This is a genomic window from Tissierella carlieri (assembly GCF_018917285.1).
Lineage (GTDB): Bacteria > Bacillota > Clostridia > Tissierellales > Tissierellaceae > Tissierella > Tissierella carlieri.
The window spans coordinates 13760-40002 of record NZ_JAHLOH010000047.1 but is presented as its reverse complement, the minus strand read 5'-3'; the positions used below and the strand labels follow the sequence as shown (position 1 = coordinate 40002).

The following is a 26243-nucleotide window of genomic DNA, read 5'->3' as shown; positions in this document are numbered from 1 at the left end:
ATTATGTGTTTATCTTAGAAAGATATTAACCAAGAAGTATAGTTGATATATTGATCACTTTAAAGGAACGTCTTCGGTGCCTTAGTCTCATAATACAAAATGTAGAAACCGTACTTGATGATTACTCTTCAATTTTCTTTGCTATCTTACTTATTTCCTCCTCTATCCCCCTAGTTAAAACCTTCTTCACTTCACCTCTCTTCCTCCTCTCTAGTTTTATTATTAATACTTAATACCATTACCATTAAAAAACTGCTAATGGCAAAGAAGTAATTAATTTCATTTAATAAACCTAATACTGTTAGTATATGACATATTGTTGCTAAAGCTAAAATAATACTTAACCACTTGTGCCTTTTTATATTACCCTCATTTATAATCTCATCCTTTACAATTCTATTTTTATGTACTGTAGGTTTAGCAATATATGTTTTTATTATAGAATAAATATCATCTCTATAATTTCTTTTAAATCCTGCTACAATCATTTTTCTAGAAATATTATTATGAAATTTAAATTTGTGATAAGTAAGCATTCCAAGTATGTCTTACTATGATATCCACTTATATTTCTCCTAAATAAAATCAATACACTTAAATAGATAATGGCAGATACAGTTTGTCCCATAATCATTCCAATTAAAATTATAACTAAAGATGTTAGAATGCTAGTTTCTATTATTTTAATTCCATAAGAGATTACTTCAATCTCATCTTTATCCATTGTAGACTGCAAAATACAACTTCTAATAAATTGACCTGCCACTTTCAATCCTAACCTCTTTCCTTTATAATAATTATAACAGATAAAATTTGGAATAGTTTGAATTTGGAGTAAGTGGTCTTTTTTTGGACTGAACGATTATTTAGGGGGGATACCTATGTTCAGAATTGCCATTTGTGAGGATAATAGAGATTTTTCATTGGAGTTAGAATCAATTATTCAAAGAAAATTTTTTCACTATAATATAAAATGCCATATAGGCTGCTTTTACTCAGGAGAAGATATTCTTGATAATATGTTAAATTATAAGGAGAAATATGATATCATTTTCTTCGATATAGAGTTACCAGGGTTAAGTGGAATAGAAACAGCACGAAAAATTAGGAAACTAGATGAAAGTATCATATTTATATTCATCACATATTTAAATGAAAAAGTATATGAAGCTTTAGACTTAACAATATTTCATTTTATTAGAAAAAGTCATTTCCATAAAGAAGTAGATTTAATCCTTGATTCATTGATTAAAAAGTTGGAATATTTAACCCAAAAATACTCATTTCCTATAGGAGATAATAATATTTATCTCAAGCTCTATGATATCATATATTTTGAAGTGTTAGACAGACGTGTGATTATACATACTACAGATAATACTCATATTTCGAATTATCGTTCTTTAAAGGATATGCCTTATAATCTAACAGAAAAAAATTTTTATGAAATATATAGGGGAATTATGATTAATCTTAACCATATAAAAGATCTTATAGATGATAAGATCATACTTTCTAATGATGATACTCTATATATTGCAAGAAGAAGATTCAATGATTTTAAAAAGGAATTCTATAGATACATTTCATCTAAAAGAGAGGGGTAATCATGAAAAATCTTGATATTACACTAAGCTTTTTGTTTTCTATAATGGATGGAATACTTTTTATAAGCATATTGTCTAAATTTAGAAATTACAAGAAGAATTATAAACTTATTGATACTATTGTAATTGTTATAGTATCTATTGTTGCATCTTTGTTGACTCAATTTGAAATAACTCCATATATTAAAATAATTGTCATAGCTATATTACTATTATCTTTAACAACTCTCTTATATGATCTTAAATCTTATCAACTAATATTAATCATTGTAATGTATTATTTTATACTCATTATATCTGAACTATTAGTTACTTTATTAGCCTCAAGGATTTTAGATAAATCTGTAGAAAACTTACAATTAAAATATACTTACTTCTTTTTAGCAATAATTAGTAAATTCTTATATATACTAATCTCTACACTAATTAATAGAAAATTTTTAAACACAAAGATTATTCTTCCAAAGATTTTAAACTACATAATTATATCAATATTATTTTTATCTACGGTTTCAATGCTCTTAATATTTTATGCTAGTTTGGATTTATCTTCAAAAAGTATTATATTCATCTTATTTATTATATGTCTATTGACATTATTCATTAGCCTAGGCTCTTTGACAATGTATTTCAATGCAAATGATTTTTATATCAATTTACAGAAAGAGACTAATAAAAGAATTTATAATAAATCATATGAAAAGTTTATAGCTAATGCTGAATTAAGAAATGATACTTTATCTAAGATATGGCATGATATGGGAAATCATGTTAAAGTCTTGGAAGAAATGAATAAGATGGAAAATGATACTCATATTGAATATATTAATTCAATAAAAGATAAACTTAAGTCAATTCCTAATACAATAAATACCGGAAATAAATTAATAGATATAGTATTAAATGATAAATATGCAGAAGGTATTATGCAGGGTATAGATTTTGATATAAAGGCAATAGCTCCTCCTAAAGTAAGTATCGATGATATGGACTTAAGCTCTATATTGTTTAATACCATAGACAATGCAATAGAGGCTTGTCTAAATTGTAATGAAAAAAATAGATATATCTATATAGAGCTATATCCTGATGAAAATTTCTTATGTTATAAGATTAAAAATAGTTATAATCCGGCTAAAGATAATTCCACTAAAAAAATATACTTTAATAAAAAGCAGTATATCTCCTCTGGATATGGCCTTAGTATAATAAAAGATATTGTAGATAAATATGATGGTTATATAGATATAAAGAAAGATGATAAGGAATACTCAGTTACTATTATTCTTCATTTGAATAACCACTCAGTCCAAGAAACGACCACTTAATCTAAATTTCAACTATTTTTAGTTTGATTTATTATAATAATTATAAATAAAGAATGATATTTGAATATAAGTAATAAGGTAAAGCTAATTTAAACTCTTAGGCTTCTAGAGAGTATACAAAATATAATCCTCAGGGGTGATTACAATAAAAGAAGCAATTATACACTCACTAATAGTTATTATAGGTTATATACTTCTTTCTTTAATATTCAAAAAGAGCTTTTATGAAATTGACTGGTTTTCAATAGTAGTCTTTACATTGGCATATAATAGTGTATATTTATTTAAATGGCTTATAAAGAAACTAAAAAAGTAAAGTGCTCATATGAGCACTTTCAGAAGGCTGTTAAACCTTTTATTTATAATTCTTTATTTCCCTTTAACCCTCTTAAGTCTAAAGAAGTCCTCCCTTTCCTTTTCTTCTAATACTTCTTCAATATACTTAATAGTTGTAGTATATTTAGGGATTTGGATTTTATCTAGAGCGTTAGCTCTTTTTTGAGTCTTTTTTATTTCCATTGCTAATTTATATACTGAATTTTCTATTTCTGCTAAATCGTAAATAAGTTTTCTTATATCTGAAAAGTTTAATACTGCTTTGTCAAAAGCTGGATTTGTTCTGAAAAATCCATATTCCGTTGTAAGCTTAGTATCTTCCCTCTTTATCATGGGAACTTCTACTCCCATTACAGATTTAAATAATATATTAAATTCTCCTTCTTTCTCAATGGAACCTGCTATCTCCTCTACAGATTCAGTACCCATGGTTATATTAGCTAATTTTAGAGCCTCATAGGCCTCTTTAAATTCAGTATCTATTCTTTCTTGTAATTCACTTGCTTTATCTATTAGAGACATCATTTCTCTTATGAGAACTGTTCTCTTTCTATCTAATAGCTCATAGCCTTTTTTTGCAAACTGGAGGGAATTCTTGGATTTTATCAAGTTTGCCTTTGTAGGCGTCAATTTATATACTGCCATTTAATCACCTTATTTCATATACCTTTCTATTAAGGCTGGTTTCAATCTATCTAATTCTTCTTGAGGTAATAAGGAAAGAGTTTTCCAAGATAGCTCCAATGTATTCTCTATATCTCTGTTTTCCACGTAGCTTTGGGTAACAAAGTTTTCTTCAAAGGCTTCTCCAAATTTCATGTATTTCTTATCCTTATCAGATAAATCGTCTTCTCCAACTATTTGTGCCAATGCTCTAACTTCTTGAACCTTGGAGTAGGCAGAGAACAATTGATTAGATACATCTGGATGATCTTCCCTTGTATATCCTTCACCTATACCATCCTTCATAAGTCTTGATAGTGAAGGAAGTACATTTATAGGAGGATAGATATTTTTTTGATGTAATTCCCTTGACAATACAATCTGTCCCTCTGTTATATATCCAGTTAAATCTGGTATAGGGTGAGTTATATCATCATTTGGCATTGTGAGTATTGGTATTAGTGTTACAGAGCCTTCTCTATCCTTTAACATACCTGCCCTTTCATAAAGAGATGCTAAGTCAGAATAAAGGTATCCTGGATAGCCCCTTCTACTAGGTACTTCTTCTCTCAAAGATGAAACTTCTCTAAGTGCTTCACCGTAACTAGTTATATCTGTCATTATAACTAATACGTGTTGATTTTCTTCGAATGCCAGATATTCTGCTGCTGTAAGAGCAGCTCTTGGTGCTATTATTCTTTCCATTATAGGGTCATCTGCATAGTTAATATACATAACTACCTTATTCTGAACTCCTGCTTTTTTAAAGGCTTCTTTAAAGAAAAATGCCTCATCATGTTTTACACCTATTGCTGCAAAGACTATGGAGAAATTATCTCTTTCCTCTCCCTTTACCTTAATCTTTGCCTGCCTAACTATTTGAGCAGCTAGTTCATTATGAGGTAAACCTGAGCCTGAAAATATAGGTAACTTTTGTCCTCTGATTAAGGTTATAAGCCCATCTATAGACGATATCCCTGTTTGAATATAGTCCCTTGGATATTCTCTGGAAACTGGGTTTATAGGTCTACCATTTACATTATAGAACTTATCAGCATATATATCTCCACCATTATCTATAGGCATACCTACACCATTGAAAGTTCTTCCTAGTATATCCTTAGATAATGGAATTTCAAAGGGTCTTCCTTCAAAGCTTACCTTAGTATTCTCCACTGAATGACCTAAGGTAGAACCAAAAACCTGCACTACTACTTTGTCTCCATCTATTTTAATAACTCTGCCTAGTTTCTTTTCGCCTAAATTGTTTTCTACCTGTACTATTTCTCCATATCCAACTGCATGAACCTTTGATAGCTCTATAAGAGCTCCTTCAACTTTATCTAATACTAAATATTCCTTTTTCACTTCATCACCTACTATTTAGAATAGTCTAATTCTAATTTATTATAAAAATCGTTTATCATATTTTTAAGCTCTTCTATTTTATCTATATCTTCGTTGGGTATAGAATATTTCATCTTTATGATCTCACCATAAAGTTCTCCGTTTCTAACCTGAGAAATTGGGATATCTTTCTTTATGGCTTGTAGACCTCTTTCATATAGTAAATCTATAGTCTTTAACATTTCTAGCTGCTTTCTTAAAGGTACATAAGTATCTTCTTTATGGAAAGCATTTTGTTGTAAAAATCCTATTTTAATTACCCTAGCAATCTCTAGAATCAATCTTTGATCATCTGGTAAAACATCTTCTCCAACTAAAAGAACTATTTCAAGAAGCCTGCTTTCCTCAAATAAAAGTCTTAGCATCTTTCCACGAAGCTCTCCTACTTCTTCATTTAGTTCCATTTCATAGTAGGTCTTTAACATTTCCATATATCCACTATAACTATTTAACCAATTAATAGCTGGATAATGTCTTGAATACGCTAATTCTCTATCTAATCCTAAGAATACATTGACAAATCTCTTAGTATTTTCCGTAACTGGCTCAGAGAAATCTCCTCCTGCCGGAGAAACTGCTCCTATTATAGTTACAGAACCTTCTTTTCCAGATAGAGTGCTTACATATCCTGCCCTTTCGTAGAATTGAGCAAGTCTTGAAGGTAGATATGCTGGATATCCTTCCTCAGCAGGCATTTCTTCCAACCTTCCTGATATCTCTCTCAGGGCTTCTGCCCAACGAGAAGTAGAGTCTGCCATTATAGCCACATGGTATCCCATATCTCTAAAATACTCTGCCATGGTAATTCCTGTATATATGCTGGCTTCCCTTGCAGCTACAGGCATATTAGATGTATTAGCTATAAGAACAGTTCTTTCCATTATAGGTTTGCCTGTCTTAGGATCTATAAGTTCTGGAAAATCCTCTAGTACCTCTGTCATTTCGTTTCCTCTTTCACCACAGCCAATATAAACGATAATATCTGCATCTGACCATTTTGCCAATTGGTGCTGAGTCATAGTCTTTCCCGTACCAAAGCCACCAGGTATTGCTGCTGTTCCGCCCTTAGCTATAGGAAAAAATATATCTAATACTCTTTGTCCTGTAACCAATAGCTTATCTATAGGCAATCTCTCTTTAGCAGGTCTCGAAATTCTAACGGGCCATTCTTGATACATTTTAAGGAAATGTCTATTTCCTCTATTATCTTCTATTTCAACCAACTTTTCTTCAATATTGTATCTTCCATTTTTGACTACCTTAAGGACTTTACCCTCTAATCCTACAGGAACTAAAAGCTTGTGAGTAATCAAAGAAGTTTCTTGTACAGTTCCAAATATTTCTCCTTCTCTCAGATAGTCCCCAAGATTTACATTTAAGTTTACTTCCCAAAGTTTTTCTTCATCTATTGATATAAGTCCTATACCTTCTGGGATAAAGCTGCCAAAGTCATCTCTTATTTTCTTAAGTGGTCTTTGAATACCATCAAACATATTACCAAGCATACCTGGTCCTAGCTTTAGAGAAAGTGGCTTACCAGTTGATACTATTACTTCTCCTCTTTTTAGGCCCTCTGTTTCTTCATATACCTGCACTGTACCACTATCACCATCTATGGATATGATTTCACCGATTAGCTTCTTTTCTCCTACTAATACCATTTCTCTCATCTTAAATCCAGTCATGTTCTCTCCAAGTATTACTGGACCATTTATCATAGCTATTTTTCCTGTTAAATTATCCATTTAAACCACCTGTCTTTTCTAGAGATGAATATAATCTCTTACCTATTAGGTATCTATTTTCTTCAATAATAGTCTTAAAGCTATTGTCTAGATTATAACTCATATCTTTATCTGACAATATAAATCCTCCAATTATATCTGACACAACAATATTAAAGGATATGTCTTTATTATTCTCTTTACCTAACTTGAGAATCGAATCTTCTAGATTTACTTTATCTTTTTCCTTCAATCCAATTATTATCTCTTTTTCATCTATTTCTCTAATTAAATCTTCAATTTTGCTAAGAACATAATCATTATAATCATGAGATAATACAAATTCTCTGGCTCTATCTTCTAAAGAAGAAATCAAATCCCTTAAAATCTCTTCCCTTTTTTCAAGAATTTTTCCTCTGTTTTCTTGAGTAGCCTTAGAAAGTATCTCATTTTTTTGAGTTTCTGCTAGGATTCTTCTTCTGTTTATTATTTCTTCCTTTCTCTTTGTCAGTTCTATTTTTTTCTCTTCTAATATGGATCTGTTTTTCTCTTCTAATTCTTCTAATGCTTTTTTACATTTTTCCTCTTCTTCTTTAAATACTACCTTATAGAAAATATCTAGTTTATCATCAAGAGTAATCATCGAATCACCACCTAAATTTTTATACCTATGGATTCTTTTATATATCTCATTATAAAGTTTTTATCCCTTAGGCCAGTTCTATCTGGAATAGTAGCTATAAGCTGGGAGTTTCCACTTCTCTTAAGCTCTAATACCTTTTCCTTCATCTCTTCAAATATTTTTTCTGTTATGATGATAATCCCAATATTAGGATCTTCAACGGCCTTAGAAAAATAGAATTCAACTTCTTCCTTTGTCTCTGCTAAAATCCCTTCTATTCCTGCCAACCTTAGGCCTATGATTGTATCCTTATTATGGCTGATTAAAAAGGATTTCATATTATAACCTTCCTAGGATTAGAATAGATACTATAAGACCATAGATGGCAATACCTTCTGCAAGACCTACGAATATTAAAGTCTTACCTAATATGCTTGAGTCTTCAGAAACAGCTCCAAGAGCTGAAGAACCTACTACGGCAACTGCATATCCAGCACCTACAGTTGCTAAACCTGTTGACAATGCTGCTGCAAGAAATCCAAGTCCTGATGGTGCTGCTGGACCAGTAGTTTCAGCATTGATTGCTCCTGGTACTAAAGTAATTATAGCTGCAACAAGTATTGGTAAAAACACATATAGATTTGTTCTCAAAATCTTTTTAAGAGTTTTTCTATTACCTTCTACATTCTTGTAAATCATAAAAATTCCAGTTCCTATAGTTAATAAAACCATTAAAGTTGTTGATACTAATATAAATTGCATTTCAATTCCTCCTAATTATTTAATATTTACAGGTTTAAATTCCCTGCCTTCACCCTTGTAATATCTGCTGAATAGCTCATAATATTGAAGTCTTAGACCTTGAATAAATACTATAAGTCCCTCCATACCTATGATTACAATGTTACCTATAATCAGTACTATGATATTACCTGCCGTAGTTCCTATCATATGACCTATGGTCTCAAAGGCTATAAATAAGCCAACATGAGTTAAAGCAAAGGCTCCTACCCTAATGAAAGATACTGTACCACTTAGCATACTGAGTAAAGTCTCTATAATAGAAAATACAGATTCTATATAGTATCCAGTAATATCTTCACCGTGAAGAGGACGTTTACCCTTTATTAAGTGAGTCAATGGTTGTTTAAATACCATGACAGCTATACATAGTATAATAATTACTACACCTACCTCCATAGAGAGTATAGGTTTCTTTAAAAGATTTCCACCTATTAAAATAAGCAAGCATAAATAAAATAAAAATCCTGCTAAGCCTTCTTTTCCAAATAATCCATCTTCCATGTCTTTTCTTTTGACACTATTTATCATTCCATAGATATAGGATATAAGTATAAGTGCTATACCTATAAATATAGCTGATACTAAAACGGTATTAATATTTTCAAAGGGCTTAATTAAAAGTGCTGGCAAAATAGTTTCTATGCCAAATACTGCCCCGTATAAAGTTCCAAATACCATGGAACTAAGTCCTAGACGCCCTAATAATCCACCAAACATTTTGTTTTTACGACCTAGGAGCATTCCTCCTAAAAGTAATATAAATCCTTGCCCCAAATCACCAAACATAGCTCCAAATAAAAACATATAGGAAAGAGACAAAAATGGAGTAGGGTCTAGTTCGTTATAAGATGGCATTCCATACATCTTAACTAAAGATTCAAAGGGTTTAAAAAGCCAGATATTTCTAAGTTTAGTAGGAGGCGTAAGGTCTGTTTCATCCTTAAACATCACTAGCATATCCTTATATCCTTTTAGGATTTCTCCAAGCTTTTCTTTATCCTTCTTAGACACCCATCCTGAAAGATAGAAGAACTTATTAGATCTAGCTAATTCTTCTTTAATATCTTCTATTTTTTCCTTTGTTTTTAATTGATTCACTGCTGATATAATTGCATCTTGATGAATTTCTCTTAAATTAGATAATTTTCTTTCTAAGGCATCTATATCTTTTTGTAATTTTTCTTTCTTAGCCTTTAGGTACTTAACCATCTCTATTGGAGTTCCCTTGTACTCCTCTGGAACTTGGATTTCTTTGAAATTCAAGGATCTTAGAATTCTATTCATTTCTTCTCTTATGTTTGAAGGATATATAGTTAAATAAACTTCTCCTTCCTTTCCAGTTCCAGTATGAAGGATAATCGCTAGGATATTCTCATAGTTTTTCTTAAGCTTTATTCTATCTTCTTTAGATAAGATTCCAAATCTAAAATCAAAATGTGAAAGCCCCCTTAGATTCTCTATGGGAATATTGATATCTCTAATATTAGAAAAACTTTTATAGAAATCTTCAATTTCTCCTAGTTCTTCTTGAGCTTTCTCTAACTCTTCACTAGGTATCTTTACTTCTTCATATATACTGCTCAATTCATCAGATGCCTTGAGTATATCTATATCCACCTTTAGATTAGATTCCATATAATTAGATTTCATATTTAAAATTGATTCTAATTCTTCCCCTTTTTTAAGAAGTTCTTCATAGTTTTTATCCTTTGAAAAGGATGTAATATAGTTTAAATCTATAACTTTCTCTAGATTTTCATCCTTTACATTAAAAACGAAACTATTATCTTCTATTTGTGATAATGCAGATACTAAATCTACTTTACCTGATAGAATTATATCTTTTAACACATTATCTACATCTGAAATATTCCCGATGACATTCATCATGGTCATCTTTTCAACAGACATTACTCATCACTTCCTTCGACTTTCCTTACTAAGTAATTTTTTGTTTCTTGTAAAGTTAATCCATATTTTTTAGCTTCCAACATAGAAATAATATCTCTTATTTCATACTCTAAAAGATGAATATAAGCAATGGATAAAGTTATATCTAATTTTGCTTTTTTAAAGGCATTTAAAAATCTATAATACAAATATCTTTGAATTCTTCTTTCCATGTATAAATCTACATCTTTTTCAGTATCAAATAAGAAATCATACTCTGTCTCTAATACTATTTCTTTTAATTCTTCCTCTGTTGAGTAACACATTTTTTTTAATTTCTTATAATTAAATTCATATCCATGGGGTAATGTAAAGTTTATTAACTCCTCTGGAAGTAAGTTATAGAATTTAATACCTCTATAAATCCACTCAATATTTAATAAATCTTCGTTTATTCCAAGGATTTTTTCGAATATTATTCTATCTTCCTTCTTTAGATTCTTAGATTCAGATTTTAAAGAATTAAAATATAGTCTATCTAAATTCATCTCCATATAAAATATAATCTTTGCATGTTCTTCTTCTTTGTAAGTGTTTAAGGCATCATAGTAAATAGTTCCCTTCAAGTTTTCGATAAACTCTTCTATACTATGAGAAGATTTCAATTTTTTTAGATTAAAACTATAATATTTTTCCTTTAGTAAGCTTAAGCCTTCTATTTTATTAAGGTCCTCTTTTCTCTCTAATGCTCTTAGATATAGTTTTAGGTCTTCAATCTCATACCTTAACATTAAAGCTCTGAATAGTTTTCTATAGCCGTCAGTAAAATATCTTATTATTTTTTCAAATTGGTTTATTAAGTGACGCTCTAGCTCTATTTCCACTTGTTGAATATTATCTAATTCCTCTATTTTACTTAATTCTTCCTTATAGATAGTATTCTCTTTCAGATAGGCAATTTGTTCTTTTACGTTTTTCTTTTCTATCAGATTTATATAATCTTTTCTATCTAATGATTTTGATCGTAAAACCCTTATTTTAGTGTTTATAGCTGCAAATCTTCTTTCATTGCTCATGATTCTACCTCTATTCTTTGCCTCTAAATAAACTATTCCATAGGCCCTCTATTAATTTATCCTTACTTCCCTTATATACCTTATCTATTCTTTCTAAGGTTTCAACATCCTGAGATTTCAACCTTTCGATTTCTAATTCTCCATTTCTTATGATTTCATTGTAAGTTTTTTCCCCTTCTAATCTACCTTCTTCCACATATTTTTTTTCTAATTCCTGAAGAGTTTCTTTTAATTCCTTTTCCTTATCCCCTATAATCTCTTCAGTCTTTAGCTTCATCCTTACAGTTTCCTTATCAATGTTTATTATCTTGTTGATAATTTCATCCATAACTCATCACTCCTTGACTAAACTATTATACTCCTCCTATATCTTATGTAAACTCAAATAATGTCTCCTATGACCCATAGGAGTGAAAATAAATAATATATTGACTATCAATAATAAATTTCTCTTTATTTATCTTTGATTCTCTATCTTATTCTTCGTTTTTCTCATATTTAAATATTTGTTACAAATATTTAATAAATTTTATTCCATAAAAATAGTGGATACACCTATATAGGTGTATCCACTATTTTTATGAATTTATTCCTCTTTCAAATGCTTTAATATTTACTTCATGTACTCTTTCTGGAAGAAACTTCTTGATTTTACTCTTCCAATCTATATTTTCTAAGCCTAATGCTTTAACTATAAGACCTAACATTACAATATTTTGAGATCTTGGCTCACCAAGTTCCTCAGCTATACTTCTTGCATTTATAGATATCACATTATTTATTTTAGATTTTAGTTCTTCCATTATCCCTTCAGGATATTTTTCAAATCCCGCTAATACTGGTAATGGCCACATTTCTTCTTCGTTAACTATTAATGTTCCATCTTTCTTTAATTGAGGTACGTATCTTGCTGCTTCTAGTTTTTCGAAGGATACTAGTACATCTGCTTCTCCTAGATTTATAGTTGGTGAATATACCTTATCTCCAAATCTAATTTGAGTAGTAACGCTACCACCTCTTTGAGCCATACCATGGATTTCTGACATTTTTACATCATAGCCTTCTTCTAAGAGTCCTTCTGATAATATTTTAGATACTAAAATAGTACCTTGCCCTCCTACACCTACTAAAAGTAAAGATTTAGTCAATTAAATCACCTCTTCCCCAAAAGATTCTATAGCCTTAAATGGACATACTTGTAGACATACTGTACAGCCATTACACATTGCAGTATCCATACTAACTACATTATCCTTCATAGATATAGCTGGACAGCCTATTCTTAAACAGGTCTTACATTTTCTACATTTTTCTTGATTTACTTGACAATATAAATTTGCTCTTCTTTTTTGTACATCTTTAATAAGTGCGCAAGGTTGCTTTGTAATGATTACAAATGGCTCTGTAGCTTCCAATGCATCCTTTACTGCATTTGTATTTGCATCCATATTATATGGATCTATAACTCTTATATTTTCTTCCTTTACTCCTATTGCTTTTACTAAGCCTTCTATATCGATCATTGGTGATTCTACGCCAGATATATTCTTTCCTGTACCTGGATTTTCCTGATGTCCTGTCATGGCAGTGATTCTATTATCAAGAATTACAACAACCATATTACTCTTATTATATACTGCATTAACTAACCCTGTCATTCCAGAATGGAAGAATGTAGAATCTCCTACAAAACCAAATACTTTCTTTCCTCTATCTGCCATTTGGTTAACCTTATCAAAACCAATACCTGCAGTGATTCCAGCACCCATACATATTACTGTATCTCCCATACCCAGTGGCGGCATAGCTCCTAAGGTATAGCAGCCTATATCGGATGTAACCACTACCTTATTTTTATGTTTAGATAATGCATAGAATATACCTCTATGTGGACATCCTGCACATAGTGCTGGTGGTCTTGAGGATACTTCCAAATCTAATTTATGTTCAACTTCTACTTTTTCACCTAACATTACTTCCCTTATAATTTGTGGGTTTATTTCTCCACATACTGAGAATATTTCTTTTCCAATACATTCTATTCCCATAGCCTTAATAAATTGTTCCATATAAGGTTCATTTTCTTCTATTACATATAGTTTGTCCACACCATCACTAAACTCTTTAAATAATTTATCTGGTAGTGGCCAACTAAATCCTACCTTTAAGTAAGAAACCGTATCTCCAAATACTTCCTTTGCATGAAGATATGATGCACCGGATGTTATAATACCTATTTTTCTATCGTTCCATTCGATTTTATTTAATGGACTATTATTTGAGTATTCCCTAAGCTTTGGAATTCTATCTGCTTCCATTTCTATATGTTTTGCCTTGGAATTTGCTGGTACCATTATGTATTTCTTAGGGTCCTTCACATACTCCTTTATCCCTACTGGGACTCTTTCTCCTAATTCTACTACACCCTTACTATGACAAACCCTAGTAGTTACTTTAAATAACACTGGAGTATCATAAGTTTCGGATATTTCAAAAGCATGTTTTATAAAATCTTTACATTCTTGACTATCTGATGGTTCTACCATAGCTACTTTTGCATGAGGTGCAAATAGTCTATTGTCTTGTTCATTCTGTGAACTATGCATACCTGGCTCATCAGCAGTGATTACTATAAGTCCTCCATTTACTCCTTCATATGCAATGGTAAATAATGGGTCTGCTGCCACGTTTAACCCTACATGTTTCATTGCAACTAAGGATCTAGCTCCTGCTATGGATGCCCCTGCTCCAACCTCTAAAGCAACCTTTTCATTGGTGGACCATTCTGAATATATTTCTTCGTACTGTGAGATGTTTTCAAGAATTTCAGTGCTTGGTGTACCTGGATACGCTGCTGCCACTAAACATCCTGCTTCATAAGCTCCTCTTGCAATAGCTTCATTACCTGTTAAAAGCTTTTTCATGGAATCCCTCCTATCAAATATAGTACAATAATATTATATCAAATATATTATTAATTGTATTAAGTTTTTTGATTTTAGGGTCAATTTTTAACAATTCAACCCTTTTAACCAATTTTTAAACTTATCAACATCTATATCTATTGCTATATCTATATTCTTTTCTTCATCAGAAATATTCCTATAATCCAATAACAACATGCCTAAGCTTTGTTTATTGTTTATTTCTATTGATACACCGAATTTTTTCTTTTTCGCTAGTTCCGGCAGAACCATGACTGCAAGAGCTACTGCATCATGGATTTCAATAGCCTTTTCTCCACATAGACATTCTCTATTATGTATAGCCATAAGAAATTCAGCAATTAATTGACTATGGGGATTGTTAAATGATTTAAAGTAATCTATATCTTCTAATTGCAAATACGCTTTTTTAGTTACATCCAATCCTACCATAGTAAGTGGTATTCCAGATTTAAACACTATATCTACTGCATGAGGATCTATATACATATTAAATTCGGCTGATGGTGTGATATTACCTGCCCTAGTTGTTCCACCCATAAAAGTTATAGACTTAATCAATGGTTTTATATCTGGATATCTTATTAGTGTTTTTGCAATATTGGTCATGGGAGCTAAAGCAAGAATCTCTAGGTTGCCGTCATACTTTTTAGCTTCTTCATATATAAAATCCGTTACATCTATTTTATAAAATTCTCTATTAGATTCTTGTAATACTACCTCTCCTATACCAGTTTTTTTATTTGATAAATTCCGCTCTCTAATTAAAGGATGTTCTGATCCAATTATAACTGGTAACTCCCATCCTATTGTATGTAATAAATTTAATGCATTTTTGCTAGTATTTTCTAAACTAGCATTTCCAGCTACAGTTGTTATTCCAACTACTTCTGTATCCTGTACTTTATGAGCAGCTATCAATGCTATTGAGTCATCTAATCCTGGATCGCAATCTATAATAATTGGTCTAATCATAATATCCCCCCAGCTGTTAATGTTTCTCTCTAGATAATATAAAATTTTATAATTTTATTTCTCTGCATGTTCTATAGTCTTTGCTCCACTCTTTAACTCCCAATGTAATACAAATGTCAGTACTACTCTAAGTATTGCTACCGCCGCAAGTATAATAAATTCATCTATTGTTCTTATTACTACTGTCTTTATAATTTCCGCTGCTAGCTTAAACTCTAAACTAAGTGCCATCGCCTTGGCAAAATCAATAGCTACATCATCATCTCTAAAATCAAATCCATTTTTAATAAATTGAAAAATTCCTCTTAATGCTGCTATTGTGATGATGAACACCCCAATGGACTCTAAGGAACCAGTAATATAAGGAATTATCTTTTCCAAAAAATGCTCAATTATCACTTAACTCTCTCCTCTTTTGTAAAATATTGCCAGGGGGACGGTTCTGTTGGCAAGATTTTTACTTTCCTGCACATTATATTTTAACATAAAACAATGAATTGTGTTAGTATATAATTTATGCTAAATTTTATACTGAAAATACCTTTAGTCTGAAATCTAACACAAACTAAAGGTATTTGTCATTTATCTATATATGTTTATTTTCCTAGAACTGCTTCTTTTATTGTTATACTATATTGTTCCTTAAAATAATCTTCGAGAATACTTACTTCTTCTTTTGTTTTTTCAGCAGCACTATCCCATCTACCAGAACTTTTCATTTTCTCAGTATTATCATTATGATCCCCATCTTCTACTTTATCCAATTCATTTTTTTCTAAATCATAATAATAATAAAATGCTGTTCCCATTGCTGAAACATAATAATATTTCTCTACATTATTGGCTGAATAATCAAATTTATAATAATCTACTGTTTCATTTCCTTCTAAATCTGTTTTTATAAATTCAACATAACCATCGTCACCTTTTTTAATTGATATTTTTAATCCTGATTCCTCAAAAGGTCCATTCTCCACATCTGTATATACTAAAATACCATCTTTTTCTTCAAACTTTGATTTTTCTTGATTATTATTCTCATCTTGAATATTATTTGCTGGTAAGTTCTCTTCTCCCTTTTTATCTTTCCCTGTACATCCTACAACCATTCCCATTGTTAACATAAGTACTAATAATAATGATACTATCTTTTTCATATGACTTCTCTCCTTTTGTTATTAATTTATCTGATGGCTTACAATTCCACGCTTTCACTTCTATAAGTGAAAAATGAGAATTGCATAGCCCCTAGATAACACGACTTAGCGTTCAGTTGAAGTTAAAACTCCCTCTGAACTGAGTCTTAGTTTATATTAAGCAAGCTTTTTACACTTGTCTCAACATCATTCTTTGATAATTGACTGATTTTTATATATTCGCCATTCATCTTCTTAGCCAGTTCTTTTGCAAATCCATATTCAATATAATTTTTTTCGGTATCAATTACCATGGTTTTAATTCCCTCATTTCTTATCTTTTCCCCTAAGATAAATGCATCTTCTAAAGGATTTTCTGTTTTAAATGGAACATTTGCCTTTCCATCAGAAACTATAATAAGGTATTGCAAGGAATCTGGATTTTTTATTTTATCTGCCTTAAGAATTTGATAGGAGGTGTAAAGCCCTGCTGCTAAGGGGGTTTTTCCTCCTGTAGGTAGTTTCCTAAGACATTTCTCAGCTAAGTCTACACTTCTAGTAATATTTAATAATATTTCAGCCCTATCTTTTCTAAAAGCAATAATTCCAATACTATCTCTCTTTTGATAGGCATCTTTCAATAATGAAAGTACTGCTCCTTTCACAGCTCCCATTCGCCTTCTTGCACCCATTGAACCACTTGCATCTACTGCAAATAGAATTGTAGCTCCCGTATGTTTTTCTCTAACCTTCTCTCTTATATCTTGAGGTTTTATGCATACAGTTAGTTCCATTTTATTTCTATTTTTTTGATTAAAGGCAGCTATCCTAAAGGTAGCATCAAAAGCTATATCATTAGCCTTTCCTTTAGGAAGCTTGTATCTTACATATCTTCCCTTATGGCTATCTGTCTTTACCTTACTTCTTTTTCCCGATCCTTTGTTACTGTTTTTTTTGCCAAATTCCATATTTATGGAAATATCTTGAGCAATCGGTATTATATCCTCTATACTTTCTTTTAATATCTCTTCTTTAGTCCCTGTATTTATAGTTTCTTCAAGTGACCCTTTGTTTGGATCATAGTCATCTCTATATTCCTCATAATCTTCTTTTCTAGCATTGTTGTTTTCCATCATATTTTCATCTAAAAATTCTTCCATTTCTTCAACTGTTATAGGCTCTTTTATTCTATGTGGCAATACATAAGATGCTGCATCCCTGATATCTTCTTGAGTTACATAATATCTTTGATTAAATGCTGCAATAGCCTTAGCAGTTTCAATTAATATTATCTCTGCTCTATTACCTGAGCAATTTCCTTGTCTAGATAAATCTACAGCAAAGTTGTAGTCTTCATCTTTTACTTTAATATCTTTAATTATTGTTCTTCCTCTATATATTAAGCTTTGTACTGCTCTATTTTCTTTCTCCCATTTCAAATAAAATTCCGATGGATTTCTTTCATAATCAAGAAACCTTTTAATGATTTCTATTCTGTTATCTATATCTGTCTCTCCTTTAGCTTCCACATATAAACCAAACTTGTCCAATAATTGAGGTCTTAAAATACCCTCTTCTGGATTCATAGAGCCTACTAATATGAAATCTGATGGGTGGCTATAGGATATACCCTCCCTTTCTACTATATTAGTACCAGTTGATAGTACCTCTAAAAGTATGTTTACAATATGTTCACTTAATAAATTTATTTCATCCACATATAGAATTTGTTTATGAGCCTTATATAAGATTCCTTCTTCAAATTTCTTTTCCCCGTCTCTTATGGCTTTTTTTATATCAATACTTCCTACAAGTCTATCTTCAGTAACATTTAACGGCAATTCCACTACCTCAACATAATCAACTACAGCTGAGAGCCCTCTTATCAATGTAGATTTAGCAGTTCCCTTTTCACCACTTATAAGAACTCCTCCTATATAGGGATTAATCAGATTTAGTATTAAAGCCATTTTTATCCTTTCCTGTCCCAGTACAGCTGAAAAAGGGAAACAATTATCAAACATAGTTAAATCACAAACCTTTCTATATTTACAATATTGCTTTTTCGATAAGATTATTGATCTGTTCAAAATCAATAACCCCTTCTTCAAAGGGTTGTCTTCTCATTCTATGTGGAAGGGACAGTTTTGCTGCTACAAAAAGGTCCTCTTTATCTACCTTTATTTGTCCTCTATAAGCAGCATGGGTTACGGCTGTTTTTATAAGCGTTATATCTGCCCTATGTCCATCTACACTTATTTTTATGGCTATTTCTGCCGCTAGCCTTAAATATTCCTCTGAATATACTACTTTATCCAGTAGCTCTTTAGCATTTTCTATCTGTTCTGCTAATTTTTTCTGCTCTTCTTCATATTCTTTTACGAACTTTTCAGGATTATTTTCAAAGCTAAGTCTTCGTTTAATCACTTCAACTCTCGAGTTCGTATCTCTTTCACCATATACATCTACAACTAGCCCAAATCTATCTATTAACTGAGGACGCAAATCCCCTTCCTCTGGATTCATAGTTCCTATTAACACAAACCTTGATGGGTGAGTATAAGATATTCCTTCTCTCTCAATTGAATTAACTCCCATAGCAGCAGCATCTAAAAGTACATCCACCACATGGTCATCTAGGAGATTTACTTCATCTACATATAAAATATTCCTATTAGCCTCTGCTAAAATTCCAGATTCAAACTTCTTTTCTCCTTCTTTTATTGCATGCTCTATATCTAATGTTCCAACTACCCTATCCTCAGTTGCACCAACAGGTAAGTTAATTACACGCATCCTTTCGTTTTTTATTTTTCCGTTTTCTTTCTTATAAGTATCTTTACATGTTTCACACCAATTTCTATTATCTCTGGGGTCACAGGAAAAAATACAGTCTGCTATTTGCTCTCTAATAGGAAGGATATCTACCAAGGCTCTTACTGCAGTAGACTTTGCTGTACCCTTTTCTCCTCTTATTAGAACCCCATTTAGGCGAGGGTTTATGATATTTAATATTAATGCTTTTTTCATATCTTCCTGACCTACTATGGCGGTAAAAGGATATATTAATCTATGACTTTCCATATTTTCACACCTCCTTATAAGTTTTCTTCTATATTGCCTTCAAGTTCCAAATATAACTCTTTAATCTTATCTATCTTTTCTTTATCAGCATCCCAATAGCCCCTGTTATAATACTCAGTCATCTGCTCCAATATATCCATGTATGCATAAGGATTATTTTCAACAAGCCTTTGTCTAAGTTCTTCATCCTCTACATAGGAGTTATACACATCATCATATATCCATTCTTCTACACTATTTGTGGTGGCTGCAAGACCCATGATATTTTCAAATCTATCTGCAATTTTTTGAACTCCGTGATATTTATGCTCTAACATTCCATCAATCCATTTAGGATTCAATACTCTTGTTCTTATACCTCTTGCTATAGACTTTTCTATACTTTCACTAAGAATCCTATCTCCAGTTGTATCTGTTATATACATTTTTGCCTTTTTACCTTTTACCATCTCCACAGACTTGGATAATCCGCCGAAGTACTCATAATAATGGTCTAAATCTGTAATTTCATACTCATGATTGCTTCTTATCTGAGATATAATTTCTACAGCTTTTAAATTTTCCTCATAGAGTCCCTCTACTTTTTTTCCGCGGACTTTTCCATTATATACATGCTGGAGATTATCTATATATACCTTGCCTAGCTGTTCTTCCTCTTCCCAATTTTTAGTTTCAATTATTCCGGTTATTCCTGTACCATAACTGCCCTCTTTAGGTCCAAATATCCTAGAGATAGCTAATTGCTCTGCCTCTTTTTCGTCGTATCCTTCATCAATAAGTTTTTTATATAATCTTTTTGAATTTCTCTTAAAATAATTCTCTTTATCATCCTCATCTAGATTCCAAAGTCTTTCAAAGATTTCATTAAGACTTGTTATTAGGTTTGGAAACATATCTCTGAAGAATCCACATATATTTATTGTTACATCTATTCTAGGTCTTCCTAATTCTTTAACTGGGATAATATCGTATTTTGGATCCCATTCACTTCCATTTTGTGCAATCTTAACACCTAAGTAAGATAAAATCTGAGAAAATGTCTCTCCTTGAGTTCTCGATGTCTCCAACCCCCACAGAACCACAGCAGTAGATAGAGGATAAGAATCTTCTTCCTTTTTATAAGCCTCAAGAGTGTTCAAGCAGATTTTTTCTCCCCTCATATAAGCAGTTTTAGTAGGAATAAGTCTTGGATCAAATTGATACAAATTATATCCTGTAGGTAATATTTCTGGATGTCTATAGATATCTCCCGCCAGTTTTGCAGAATTATATCTTCCCTCTAATACTCGTAGTAGTCCCTCTATTTCATGGTTTTCTTGGGACGATTTAATGATTCCTTGTCCATATTCTAAAGACTTTACAAGTTCATCTTTATTCACTTTATCTACATACTCAGGGTTCTTTAGTTCTCCATTCTCAAAATAATAATCAATAATCTTATCTGCTTCTTCATCAAGTCCTTTTATAACCTCATATTGATCATTATCTAAAAGAAAATCTAGGTCATATCCTTTAGCCTTTGCAATTAATGCTCTTATACTAAAAATCCCATTTCTATTGTATCTTAACAGTCCCTTTGCATATTCCTTTGCTTCTCTATGATTATATCCCTTACCGAATACATGAAGTCCCTTTGGTATTAGACTTTTTTTCATCCTATATAATTCAGATTCCATCTCATCAATATCCTTTGGCATATTGAGTTTTTCTCCTAACTCCAATATGTCTGATAATATATCTTTACTGGTTTGAGGAGCCAATAACAAAGATTGACGATAATTATCTATCATTGACATTAACTTTGAATAATCTCCATAAAGCTCTCCTTGAATGAATACAGGGGGCTGGTATCCTATTAAATTTGCATGGGACCTCCTTTTAGCAATAGTTGATTCAGATGGATTGCCTGAGTAGTATAAGTACGTATGGGGAATATCTGCTAAAAGTCTATCGGGATAACAATTGCCACTCATGCCGCATTCCTTGCCCTTTAAAAATTCCAAGGTTCCATGAGTTCCCACATGGATAATTGCATCTGCTTTAAATTCATCCTTGATCCATTTATAGAATGCTAAGTATTGATGATGAGGAGGCAAGGTTTTATCATGATACGCCCTCTCAATCTCTTCATGTATGCCTCGAGTTGGCTGTAATCCTAAAAATATATTCCCTTCAACTATTCCCGGAATCAAGAATTCATTATTATCACTGCTCATTATAGTTCCCGGTACTGGTCCCCATTCTTTTATTATTTCTTCATAATCAGGATTTTCCTTTAACTCTTCCTTATATTCTTTGTCCTTATACTTTATTACGTTTTCCCAATCATCACTATATTTTCCTGAGTTTACTACACCTCCGGCAGTAAATATATCCATAAGTTCTTCTTTTATAAGAGGATTTAAGTTATATCCACTGGCTTTGAGATTTTTTAATATATTTTCAACGGAAGTAAAAGTATCTAAAAACGCTCCTCCAAATAGATTGCTTTCTCCCGGAGGATAGTTATAACATATGATAGCTATTTTTTTATCCTTGTTCTCCTTCTTTCTAAGAAGAATATAGGATTTAATTCTTGAAATCAGCTTATCTACTCTTTCATCTATGATTACAAGTTCATCAGTCATAATATCAAATTCCATATCATATTTTGGCTCTGCCATAGCTCCAACAGGATATGTTTCAATGCATCCATCTAATTCAGGCAACATAACAGAAATCAGTACCTCTGATGTACTACAGCCCTGTATAGAATCTTCCCATTCCTTCACAGTTCTCCTTGACATAAAATAAGGATGAAAGTATGGAGCATCCACTTCCTTCAATAGATCTATACCTGCCTGTGAATCTCCTCCCATTGGTCCTGCTCCAAGTCTAAATGACATGAAATTTAACATAAGATCAACAGACCTTTTAGTAGATTTTAATATTATCTCTCTAAGTTTTTCTTCATTTTTTGCAAATGCCCCTGAAACTGCAACGGGCAAAACATTTGCAAACTCTTCAATCCTACTCTTAATTTGTCCAATACAAGAAGATGTATCTGTAGGATATGTGTGCCCATAAAAGAGCATAGCTACTATAGGCTTCTTATCATCAAAGGGAAAATCTTTTTCATAATCTTCATAGTTTTTATAGAATCTCATGTTTTCTGGATTACATATGCCAGCTTCTTCTACTTCTCTTGGTTCAAGTGGTTTCGGCAAGTCTTTTATATTTCCATAGTCTCTCATCATAAGATAAAGCATATTCAGAATATTGGATTTGTCTGCCACCTTAAAATATTTCATTATATTGGAATAATTTCTCATATCTCTCATCTTGCCTGGCATTATCTTCCCAAGCATTTCTGCTGTATTTCTCATCTTTTCAATTGCAGCCATATCCATCTTTTTATTCTGACTCTTCATACTATCCATGGTGAAACTGCCAAGACGCATATATTCCCTTGCTGAGCTTCCATAAGGGATTATATTTCCATTACATTCTTCAAGTCCAATATATACATTTTTAACTACTGATGAAGGGCTTCCCATTAAGTCTACAAATACTAGATGACTATTTTTAATATCTTCTATCATTTGTTTTGCTCTTTTATCATCTAATTCTTCTTTTCCATAATAGATACTTAAATCCAAGATTTCAGGATAATTTTTGTTTATCTCCTTTCCTGCCTCAATTAAGTTTTTAATTCCCGGAGTTGACACAGTTATAAATGTAATTTTCACCTCAATAACCTCCTAATATATTCTAAACAACTTTCTTCGCATAAAATATTGGCTTCATTGTATCCGTATCCATCGTGATTTCAGCTTTAACTTTAAAAACTTCTTCAAGCACTTCAGATTCTAATATGGTCCAAGGATCACCTTGACTGTATATTTTTTGATTGTTGATTACAATAAGTTTATCTGAATATCTAGCTGCATGATTTATATCATGTAATACCATAACTATGGTTATTCCCTCTTCTTTGTTTAGTCTAGATACGAGATCCATTATTTCTAATTGATGACATATATCAAGATAAGTTGTAGGTTCATCTAGTAGTAAGATTTCTGGCTTTTGTGCAATGGACATTGCTATCCAAACTCTTTGTTTTTCCCCACCTGAAAGGGTGTCTATTCTTCTATTTTGAAGATCTGTTACTCCTGTTTTTTCCATAGCCCATTCAACTATTTTATCATCCTCATCATCTATGCCTTTCCACCAATCTTTATGGGCATACCGACCATATTGTACTAATTTTCTTACTGTTATATCGCTTATGGTATTATTGTTTTGATTCAATATAGCCATCTTCTTAGCTACATTTTTATTTTTCATCTCGAATATATTGTTCCCATGTAAAAGAACCTTCCCCTGTCTAGGCTTTATACTTCTGCTCATAGTACGAATCAAGGTAGTTTTTCCACATCCATTTGGTCCAATAATAGAATAAACCTTCCCTTTTTCTATCCTTAAATCTATTCCTTTTAAAACATCTTTATTTTTATAGCTTATGCTTAAATCTTCAATCGCTAATATAATATTCTCATTCATCTATTTACTCCCTTCTCAGCAAGAATAAAAAGAATGGTGCTCCTAATACTGCCATCACAATACCTACTGGTATCTCTGTAGGACTTAGAAAGGTTCTTGCAAAGGTATCACTAAACATTAAAAGCACAGAACCCAATAAAGCTGTCGCAGGAAACATATAGTTATAATCGTTTCCCATTATTAGCCTTATGCTGTGAGGAACTATAAGACCTACAAAGCCTAAAAGCCCTACCACGCTTACCGCACTTGCTGCGAGAAAAGCTGCCAAAGCTGTAAATCCAAGTCTCGTAGCTTCTACATTTAACCCAAGCCCCCTTGCAACATCATCGCCTAGTATTAAAATATTAAGTTTTTCTGCAAATATATTTACTAAAATGACTCCTATTATGGTATAAGGTAAGATTGTCTGTACCTCTGGCCAGCTTCTTGAAGAAAGGCTGCCATTCATGAAAGTAAGAGCCCCATGGACACGATCACTATAAAAGACCAATATGCCCGAAATACCAGCTCCAAACAAAGCAGATACAGCTACTCCTGCTAATATTATCCTTGTTGTCTGTATTCCACCTTTCCAAGATAAAATATATATTATAAATGCCGCAGCCATGGCTCCTACAAAAGCAGCAATTGGTACTAGTCCTATGTGCTGGGGTAAAATAACTAATACAGCAATTCCAAAGAGCCCTGCACCACTGCTTATACCAATAATACTTGGATCGGCTAAGGGATTTTTCATTACTCCTTGCAAAATAGCACCTGACAGAGCAAGATTTGCACCAACTAAAGCTGCTAGTATCATCCTTGGTAATCTGATATTCCAAATTACCATTCTTTCTGAACTTCCATCGTCCGTCATAATAACCTCAAATATACGCCTTGCCCCTACCTCAAGAGTCCCTTTAGTATTTCCCAATATAAAAGCTACAAAAAAAAGTATTACTAGAATAGCAATAATAGCTACTTTATAACCTGTATTGTCTTTAAGGGAAATATCATTTTTCATCCTGTTTATTCACCTCTCCATATACTTCTGGATATATACTTCTAGCCATATATTCTATAGCTTGATGATAATAAGGTCCTGCATTATATAAAAAATATTCTTGTGGAAGATGAATAACACGACCCTCTTGAATAGCTTTTACTCCATTCCATACTGGATTTGTTGCAAATTCTTCTTCTATAGCTTTTACAGCCTCCTCATTGCTGGAAATCATACTTGTAACCAAAATATAATCTGGATTCTTGTCTACTATATACTCTATATCTAATGGAGTAGTTTCTGATCCTATAGTATCAGGTGGTAAATCAGAAGCAATATTTTTAAGTCTCAGTATTTTAGATATATCCCCAGCTATACTGTTATCAAGCTTAACAGCAAGGGTTTTAGATGTTATGTATAATATGACTACAGATTTATTCTCCTCCGGTAATTTAGATATGATTTCCTCTTTATGCTTTTCCAGCTCTTTTATCTTTGTTTCAGCTAACTCTTCCCTTTCAAGTATTTTTCCAAAAGCTTTATAAGTTGATACCACATCATCATATCCTCTTATATGAGTAGTAATTACATTGAAACCCATTTCTCTCAATTTCTTTGCTTGTGTTGACTGAGTTCCAACTTGGGCTATAATCAAATCTGGTTTATGAGGTATTACAGATTCCATATCTATAGAATATACTGGTCCTATTGTTGGAAGGCTTCGTATTTCTTCTTCGTATTCAGGTATAAGTTTTACATTATCTGATACATCAGATGTACATACAGATTTTCCACCTAAATCATACCAGATATTTAAAGGGGTACCAGATAAAACAGCTACCTTTTCTGGTTTATTTTCTAAAATAGTTTCTTTTTTAAGAAAGTCTTTTACTTTTAAAGGATACATATCTCCTTCTACAGTTATTGATAACTCACTATTCTCTACCTTCTCTACATTTTTCGTATTGCTTAATCCTCCCACACTGGTAGTTTTAGTGCAGCCTGAAACACTGGATATCATTATAGCTAAAATCATTATCCACAATACTCTTTTATAATCCTTCACACTTTTCATCCTTTCCTTTTTTATAAATAAAAAACTTCAACCCTCATAGCTCCCTA

At 31.7% G+C, this 26243-nt stretch carries 24 protein-coding genes; 2 read left to right on the top strand and 22 right to left on the bottom strand.

What is annotated here, in order from left to right; all coding sequences use genetic code 11:
• Window positions 1-191 precede the first annotated feature (191 nt).
• A complete protein-coding gene (locus tag KQI38_RS16685; protein WP_216561394.1) occupies window positions 192-536 on the bottom strand; it encodes a hypothetical protein in 345 nt (114 codons plus the stop codon).
• The gene (locus KQI38_RS16680) at window positions 485-766 is read right to left on the bottom strand and encodes an accessory gene regulator B family protein (protein WP_308524216.1); all 282 of its coding nucleotides are present in this window, start codon (window positions 764-766) and stop codon (window positions 485-487) included. Before KQI38_RS16680 ends, KQI38_RS16685 begins: the two co-directional genes overlap by 52 nt.
• A 115-nt stretch (window positions 767-881) precedes the next feature.
• Here KQI38_RS16680 and KQI38_RS16675 point away from each other — a divergent pair, with 115 nt between their 5' ends.
• Both KQI38_RS16675 and KQI38_RS16670 read left to right on the top strand, forming a co-directional pair.
• Window positions 882-1607 (top strand): LytR/AlgR family response regulator transcription factor, encoded by a 726-nt coding sequence (locus KQI38_RS16675; RefSeq protein ID WP_216561390.1) that lies wholly within the window; start codon window positions 882-884, stop codon window positions 1605-1607.
• A 2-nt stretch (window positions 1608-1609) separates the two neighbouring features.
• The gene (locus tag KQI38_RS16670; RefSeq protein WP_216561388.1) at window positions 1610-2935 is read left to right on the top strand and encodes a sensor histidine kinase; all 1326 of its coding nucleotides are present in this window, start codon (window positions 1610-1612) and stop codon (window positions 2933-2935) included.
• Between the two features lie 369 nt (window positions 2936-3304).
• Here the strand turns inward: KQI38_RS16670 and KQI38_RS16665 are convergent, their stop codons facing one another.
• The 20 genes from KQI38_RS16665 to KQI38_RS16570 all read right to left on the bottom strand — a co-directional run bounded on the left by KQI38_RS16665 (window position 3305) and on the right by KQI38_RS16570 (window position 26187).
• Window positions 3305-3916: a V-type ATP synthase subunit D gene (locus KQI38_RS16665; RefSeq protein WP_216561386.1), complete on the bottom strand. Its 612-nt coding sequence runs from the start codon at window positions 3914-3916 to the stop codon at window positions 3305-3307.
• 9 nt (window positions 3917-3925) lie between these two features.
• Window positions 3926-5302 (bottom strand): V-type ATP synthase subunit B, encoded by a 1377-nt coding sequence (locus KQI38_RS16660; protein WP_216561384.1) that lies wholly within the window; start codon window positions 5300-5302, stop codon window positions 3926-3928.
• 11 nt (window positions 5303-5313) lie between these two features.
• Window positions 5314-7086: a V-type ATP synthase subunit A gene (locus KQI38_RS16655; protein WP_216561383.1), complete on the bottom strand. Its 1773-nt coding sequence runs from the start codon at window positions 7084-7086 to the stop codon at window positions 5314-5316.
• Entirely contained in the window at window positions 7079-7708 is a 630-nt protein-coding gene (locus KQI38_RS16650) for a V-type ATP synthase subunit E (RefSeq protein ID WP_216561381.1), read from the bottom strand. The genes KQI38_RS16655 and KQI38_RS16650 overlap by 8 nt, the downstream gene beginning before the upstream one ends.
• An 11-nt stretch (window positions 7709-7719) precedes the next feature.
• Complete coding sequence (locus KQI38_RS16645; protein WP_094898799.1) at window positions 7720-8025, bottom strand: V-type ATP synthase subunit F; 306 nt, start codon at window positions 8023-8025, stop codon at window positions 7720-7722.
• A gap of 1 nt (window position 8026) precedes the next feature.
• Entirely contained in the window at window positions 8027-8449 is a 423-nt protein-coding gene (locus tag KQI38_RS16640) for an ATP synthase subunit C (protein ID WP_216561379.1), read from the bottom strand.
• Between the two features lie 15 nt (window positions 8450-8464).
• Window positions 8465-10402: a V-type ATP synthase subunit I gene (locus tag KQI38_RS16635; protein WP_216561377.1), complete on the bottom strand. Its 1938-nt coding sequence runs from the start codon at window positions 10400-10402 to the stop codon at window positions 8465-8467.
• Window positions 10402-11457, bottom strand: coding sequence for a V-type ATPase subunit (locus KQI38_RS16630; protein WP_216561375.1), 1056 nt, complete (start codon window positions 11455-11457; stop codon window positions 10402-10404). The genes KQI38_RS16635 and KQI38_RS16630 overlap by 1 nt, the downstream gene beginning before the upstream one ends.
• A 10-nt stretch (window positions 11458-11467) precedes the next feature.
• Window positions 11468-11785 (bottom strand): hypothetical protein, encoded by a 318-nt coding sequence (locus KQI38_RS16625; protein ID WP_216561373.1) that lies wholly within the window; start codon window positions 11783-11785, stop codon window positions 11468-11470.
• A gap of 250 nt (window positions 11786-12035) precedes the next feature.
• Entirely contained in the window at window positions 12036-12605 is a 570-nt protein-coding gene (locus tag KQI38_RS16620; protein ID WP_094898794.1) for an indolepyruvate oxidoreductase subunit beta, read from the bottom strand.
• Window positions 12606-14381 carry an indolepyruvate ferredoxin oxidoreductase subunit alpha gene (gene iorA / locus KQI38_RS16615; protein WP_216561371.1) on the bottom strand — a complete coding sequence of 592 codons (1776 nt, stop codon included), beginning with the start codon at window positions 14379-14381 and terminating at the stop codon, window positions 12606-12608. It abuts the gene before it with no gap.
• An 87-nt stretch (window positions 14382-14468) separates the two neighbouring features.
• A complete protein-coding gene (locus KQI38_RS16610) occupies window positions 14469-15377 on the bottom strand; it encodes a nucleoside hydrolase (RefSeq protein ID WP_216561369.1) in 909 nt (302 codons plus the stop codon).
• Window positions 15378-15431: 54 nt separating this feature from the next.
• Window positions 15432-15776, bottom strand: coding sequence for a DUF1622 domain-containing protein (locus tag KQI38_RS16605; RefSeq protein WP_094898792.1), 345 nt, complete (start codon window positions 15774-15776; stop codon window positions 15432-15434).
• 197 nt (window positions 15777-15973) lie between these two features.
• Window positions 15974-16534 carry a hypothetical protein gene (locus KQI38_RS16600; protein ID WP_216561367.1) on the bottom strand — a complete coding sequence of 187 codons (561 nt, stop codon included), beginning with the start codon at window positions 16532-16534 and terminating at the stop codon, window positions 15974-15976.
• A 146-nt stretch (window positions 16535-16680) separates the two neighbouring features.
• Window positions 16681-18603: a magnesium chelatase subunit D family protein gene (locus KQI38_RS16595; RefSeq protein ID WP_216561365.1), complete on the bottom strand. Its 1923-nt coding sequence runs from the start codon at window positions 18601-18603 to the stop codon at window positions 16681-16683.
• Window positions 18563-19597, bottom strand: a complete 1035-nt coding sequence (locus tag KQI38_RS16590; protein ID WP_216561363.1) for a magnesium chelatase ATPase subunit I — start codon at window positions 19595-19597, stop codon at window positions 18563-18565. The genes KQI38_RS16595 and KQI38_RS16590 overlap by 41 nt, the downstream gene beginning before the upstream one ends.
• Before the next feature lie 14 nt (window positions 19598-19611).
• Window positions 19612-23325 carry a magnesium chelatase subunit H gene (bchH, locus tag KQI38_RS16585; protein ID WP_216561361.1) on the bottom strand — a complete coding sequence of 1238 codons (3714 nt, stop codon included), beginning with the start codon at window positions 23323-23325 and terminating at the stop codon, window positions 19612-19614.
• 22 nt (window positions 23326-23347) lie between these two features.
• Window positions 23348-24139: an ABC transporter ATP-binding protein gene (locus tag KQI38_RS16580; RefSeq protein ID WP_216561359.1), complete on the bottom strand. Its 792-nt coding sequence runs from the start codon at window positions 24137-24139 to the stop codon at window positions 23348-23350.
• Window positions 24140-24143: 4 nt separating this feature from the next.
• Window positions 24144-25142, bottom strand: coding sequence for a FecCD family ABC transporter permease (locus tag KQI38_RS16575; protein WP_216561357.1), 999 nt, complete (start codon window positions 25140-25142; stop codon window positions 24144-24146).
• Window positions 25132-26187 (bottom strand): ABC transporter substrate-binding protein, encoded by a 1056-nt coding sequence (locus tag KQI38_RS16570; protein WP_216561355.1) that lies wholly within the window; start codon window positions 26185-26187, stop codon window positions 25132-25134. Before KQI38_RS16570 ends, KQI38_RS16575 begins: the two co-directional genes overlap by 11 nt.
• Window positions 26188-26243 lie beyond the last annotated feature (56 nt).

What these genes read in the sequence shown, in the direction of transcription:
- KQI38_RS16650 (WP_216561381.1), bottom strand. Translation starts at nt 7,708, where the DNA reads ATGATTACTCTTGATGATAAACTAGATATTTTCTATAAGGTAGTATTT.
- KQI38_RS16600 (WP_216561367.1), bottom strand. Translation starts at nt 16,534, where the DNA reads ATGAAAAAGATAGTATCATTATTATTAGTACTTATGTTAACAATGGGA.
- KQI38_RS16580 (WP_216561359.1), bottom strand. Translation starts at nt 24,139, where the DNA reads ATGAATGAGAATATTATATTAGCGATTGAAGATTTAAGCATAAGCTAT.
- KQI38_RS16590 (WP_216561363.1), bottom strand. Translation starts at nt 19,597, where the DNA reads ATGGAAAGTCATAGATTAATATATCCTTTTACCGCCATAGTAGGTCAG.
- KQI38_RS16685 (WP_216561394.1), bottom strand. Translation starts at nt 536, where the DNA reads ATGCTTACTTATCACAAATTTAAATTTCATAATAATATTTCTAGAAAA.
- KQI38_RS16670 (WP_216561388.1), top strand. Translation starts at nt 1,610, where the DNA reads ATGAAAAATCTTGATATTACACTAAGCTTTTTGTTTTCTATAATGGAT.
- KQI38_RS16625 (WP_216561373.1), bottom strand. Translation starts at nt 11,785, where the DNA reads ATGGATGAAATTATCAACAAGATAATAAACATTGATAAGGAAACTGTA.
- KQI38_RS16635 (WP_216561377.1), bottom strand. Translation starts at nt 10,402, where the DNA reads ATGTCTGTTGAAAAGATGACCATGATGAATGTCATCGGGAATATTTCA.
- KQI38_RS16575 (WP_216561357.1), bottom strand. Translation starts at nt 25,142, where the DNA reads ATGAAAAATGATATTTCCCTTAAAGACAATACAGGTTATAAAGTAGCT.
- KQI38_RS16665 (WP_216561386.1), bottom strand. Translation starts at nt 3,916, where the DNA reads ATGGCAGTATATAAATTGACGCCTACAAAGGCAAACTTGATAAAATCC.
- KQI38_RS16640 (WP_216561379.1), bottom strand. Translation starts at nt 8,449, where the DNA reads ATGCAATTTATATTAGTATCAACAACTTTAATGGTTTTATTAACTATA.
- KQI38_RS16610 (WP_216561369.1), bottom strand. Translation starts at nt 15,377, where the DNA reads ATGATTAGACCAATTATTATAGATTGCGATCCAGGATTAGATGACTCA.
- iorA (WP_216561371.1), bottom strand. Translation starts at nt 14,381, where the DNA reads ATGAAAAAGCTTTTAACAGGTAATGAAGCTATTGCAAGAGGAGCTTAT.
- KQI38_RS16645 (WP_094898799.1), bottom strand. Translation starts at nt 8,025, where the DNA reads ATGAAATCCTTTTTAATCAGCCATAATAAGGATACAATCATAGGCCTA.
- KQI38_RS16655 (WP_216561383.1), bottom strand. Translation starts at nt 7,086, where the DNA reads ATGGATAATTTAACAGGAAAAATAGCTATGATAAATGGTCCAGTAATA.
- KQI38_RS16675 (WP_216561390.1), top strand. Translation starts at nt 882, where the DNA reads ATGTTCAGAATTGCCATTTGTGAGGATAATAGAGATTTTTCATTGGAG.
- KQI38_RS16630 (WP_216561375.1), bottom strand. Translation starts at nt 11,457, where the DNA reads ATGAGCAATGAAAGAAGATTTGCAGCTATAAACACTAAAATAAGGGTT.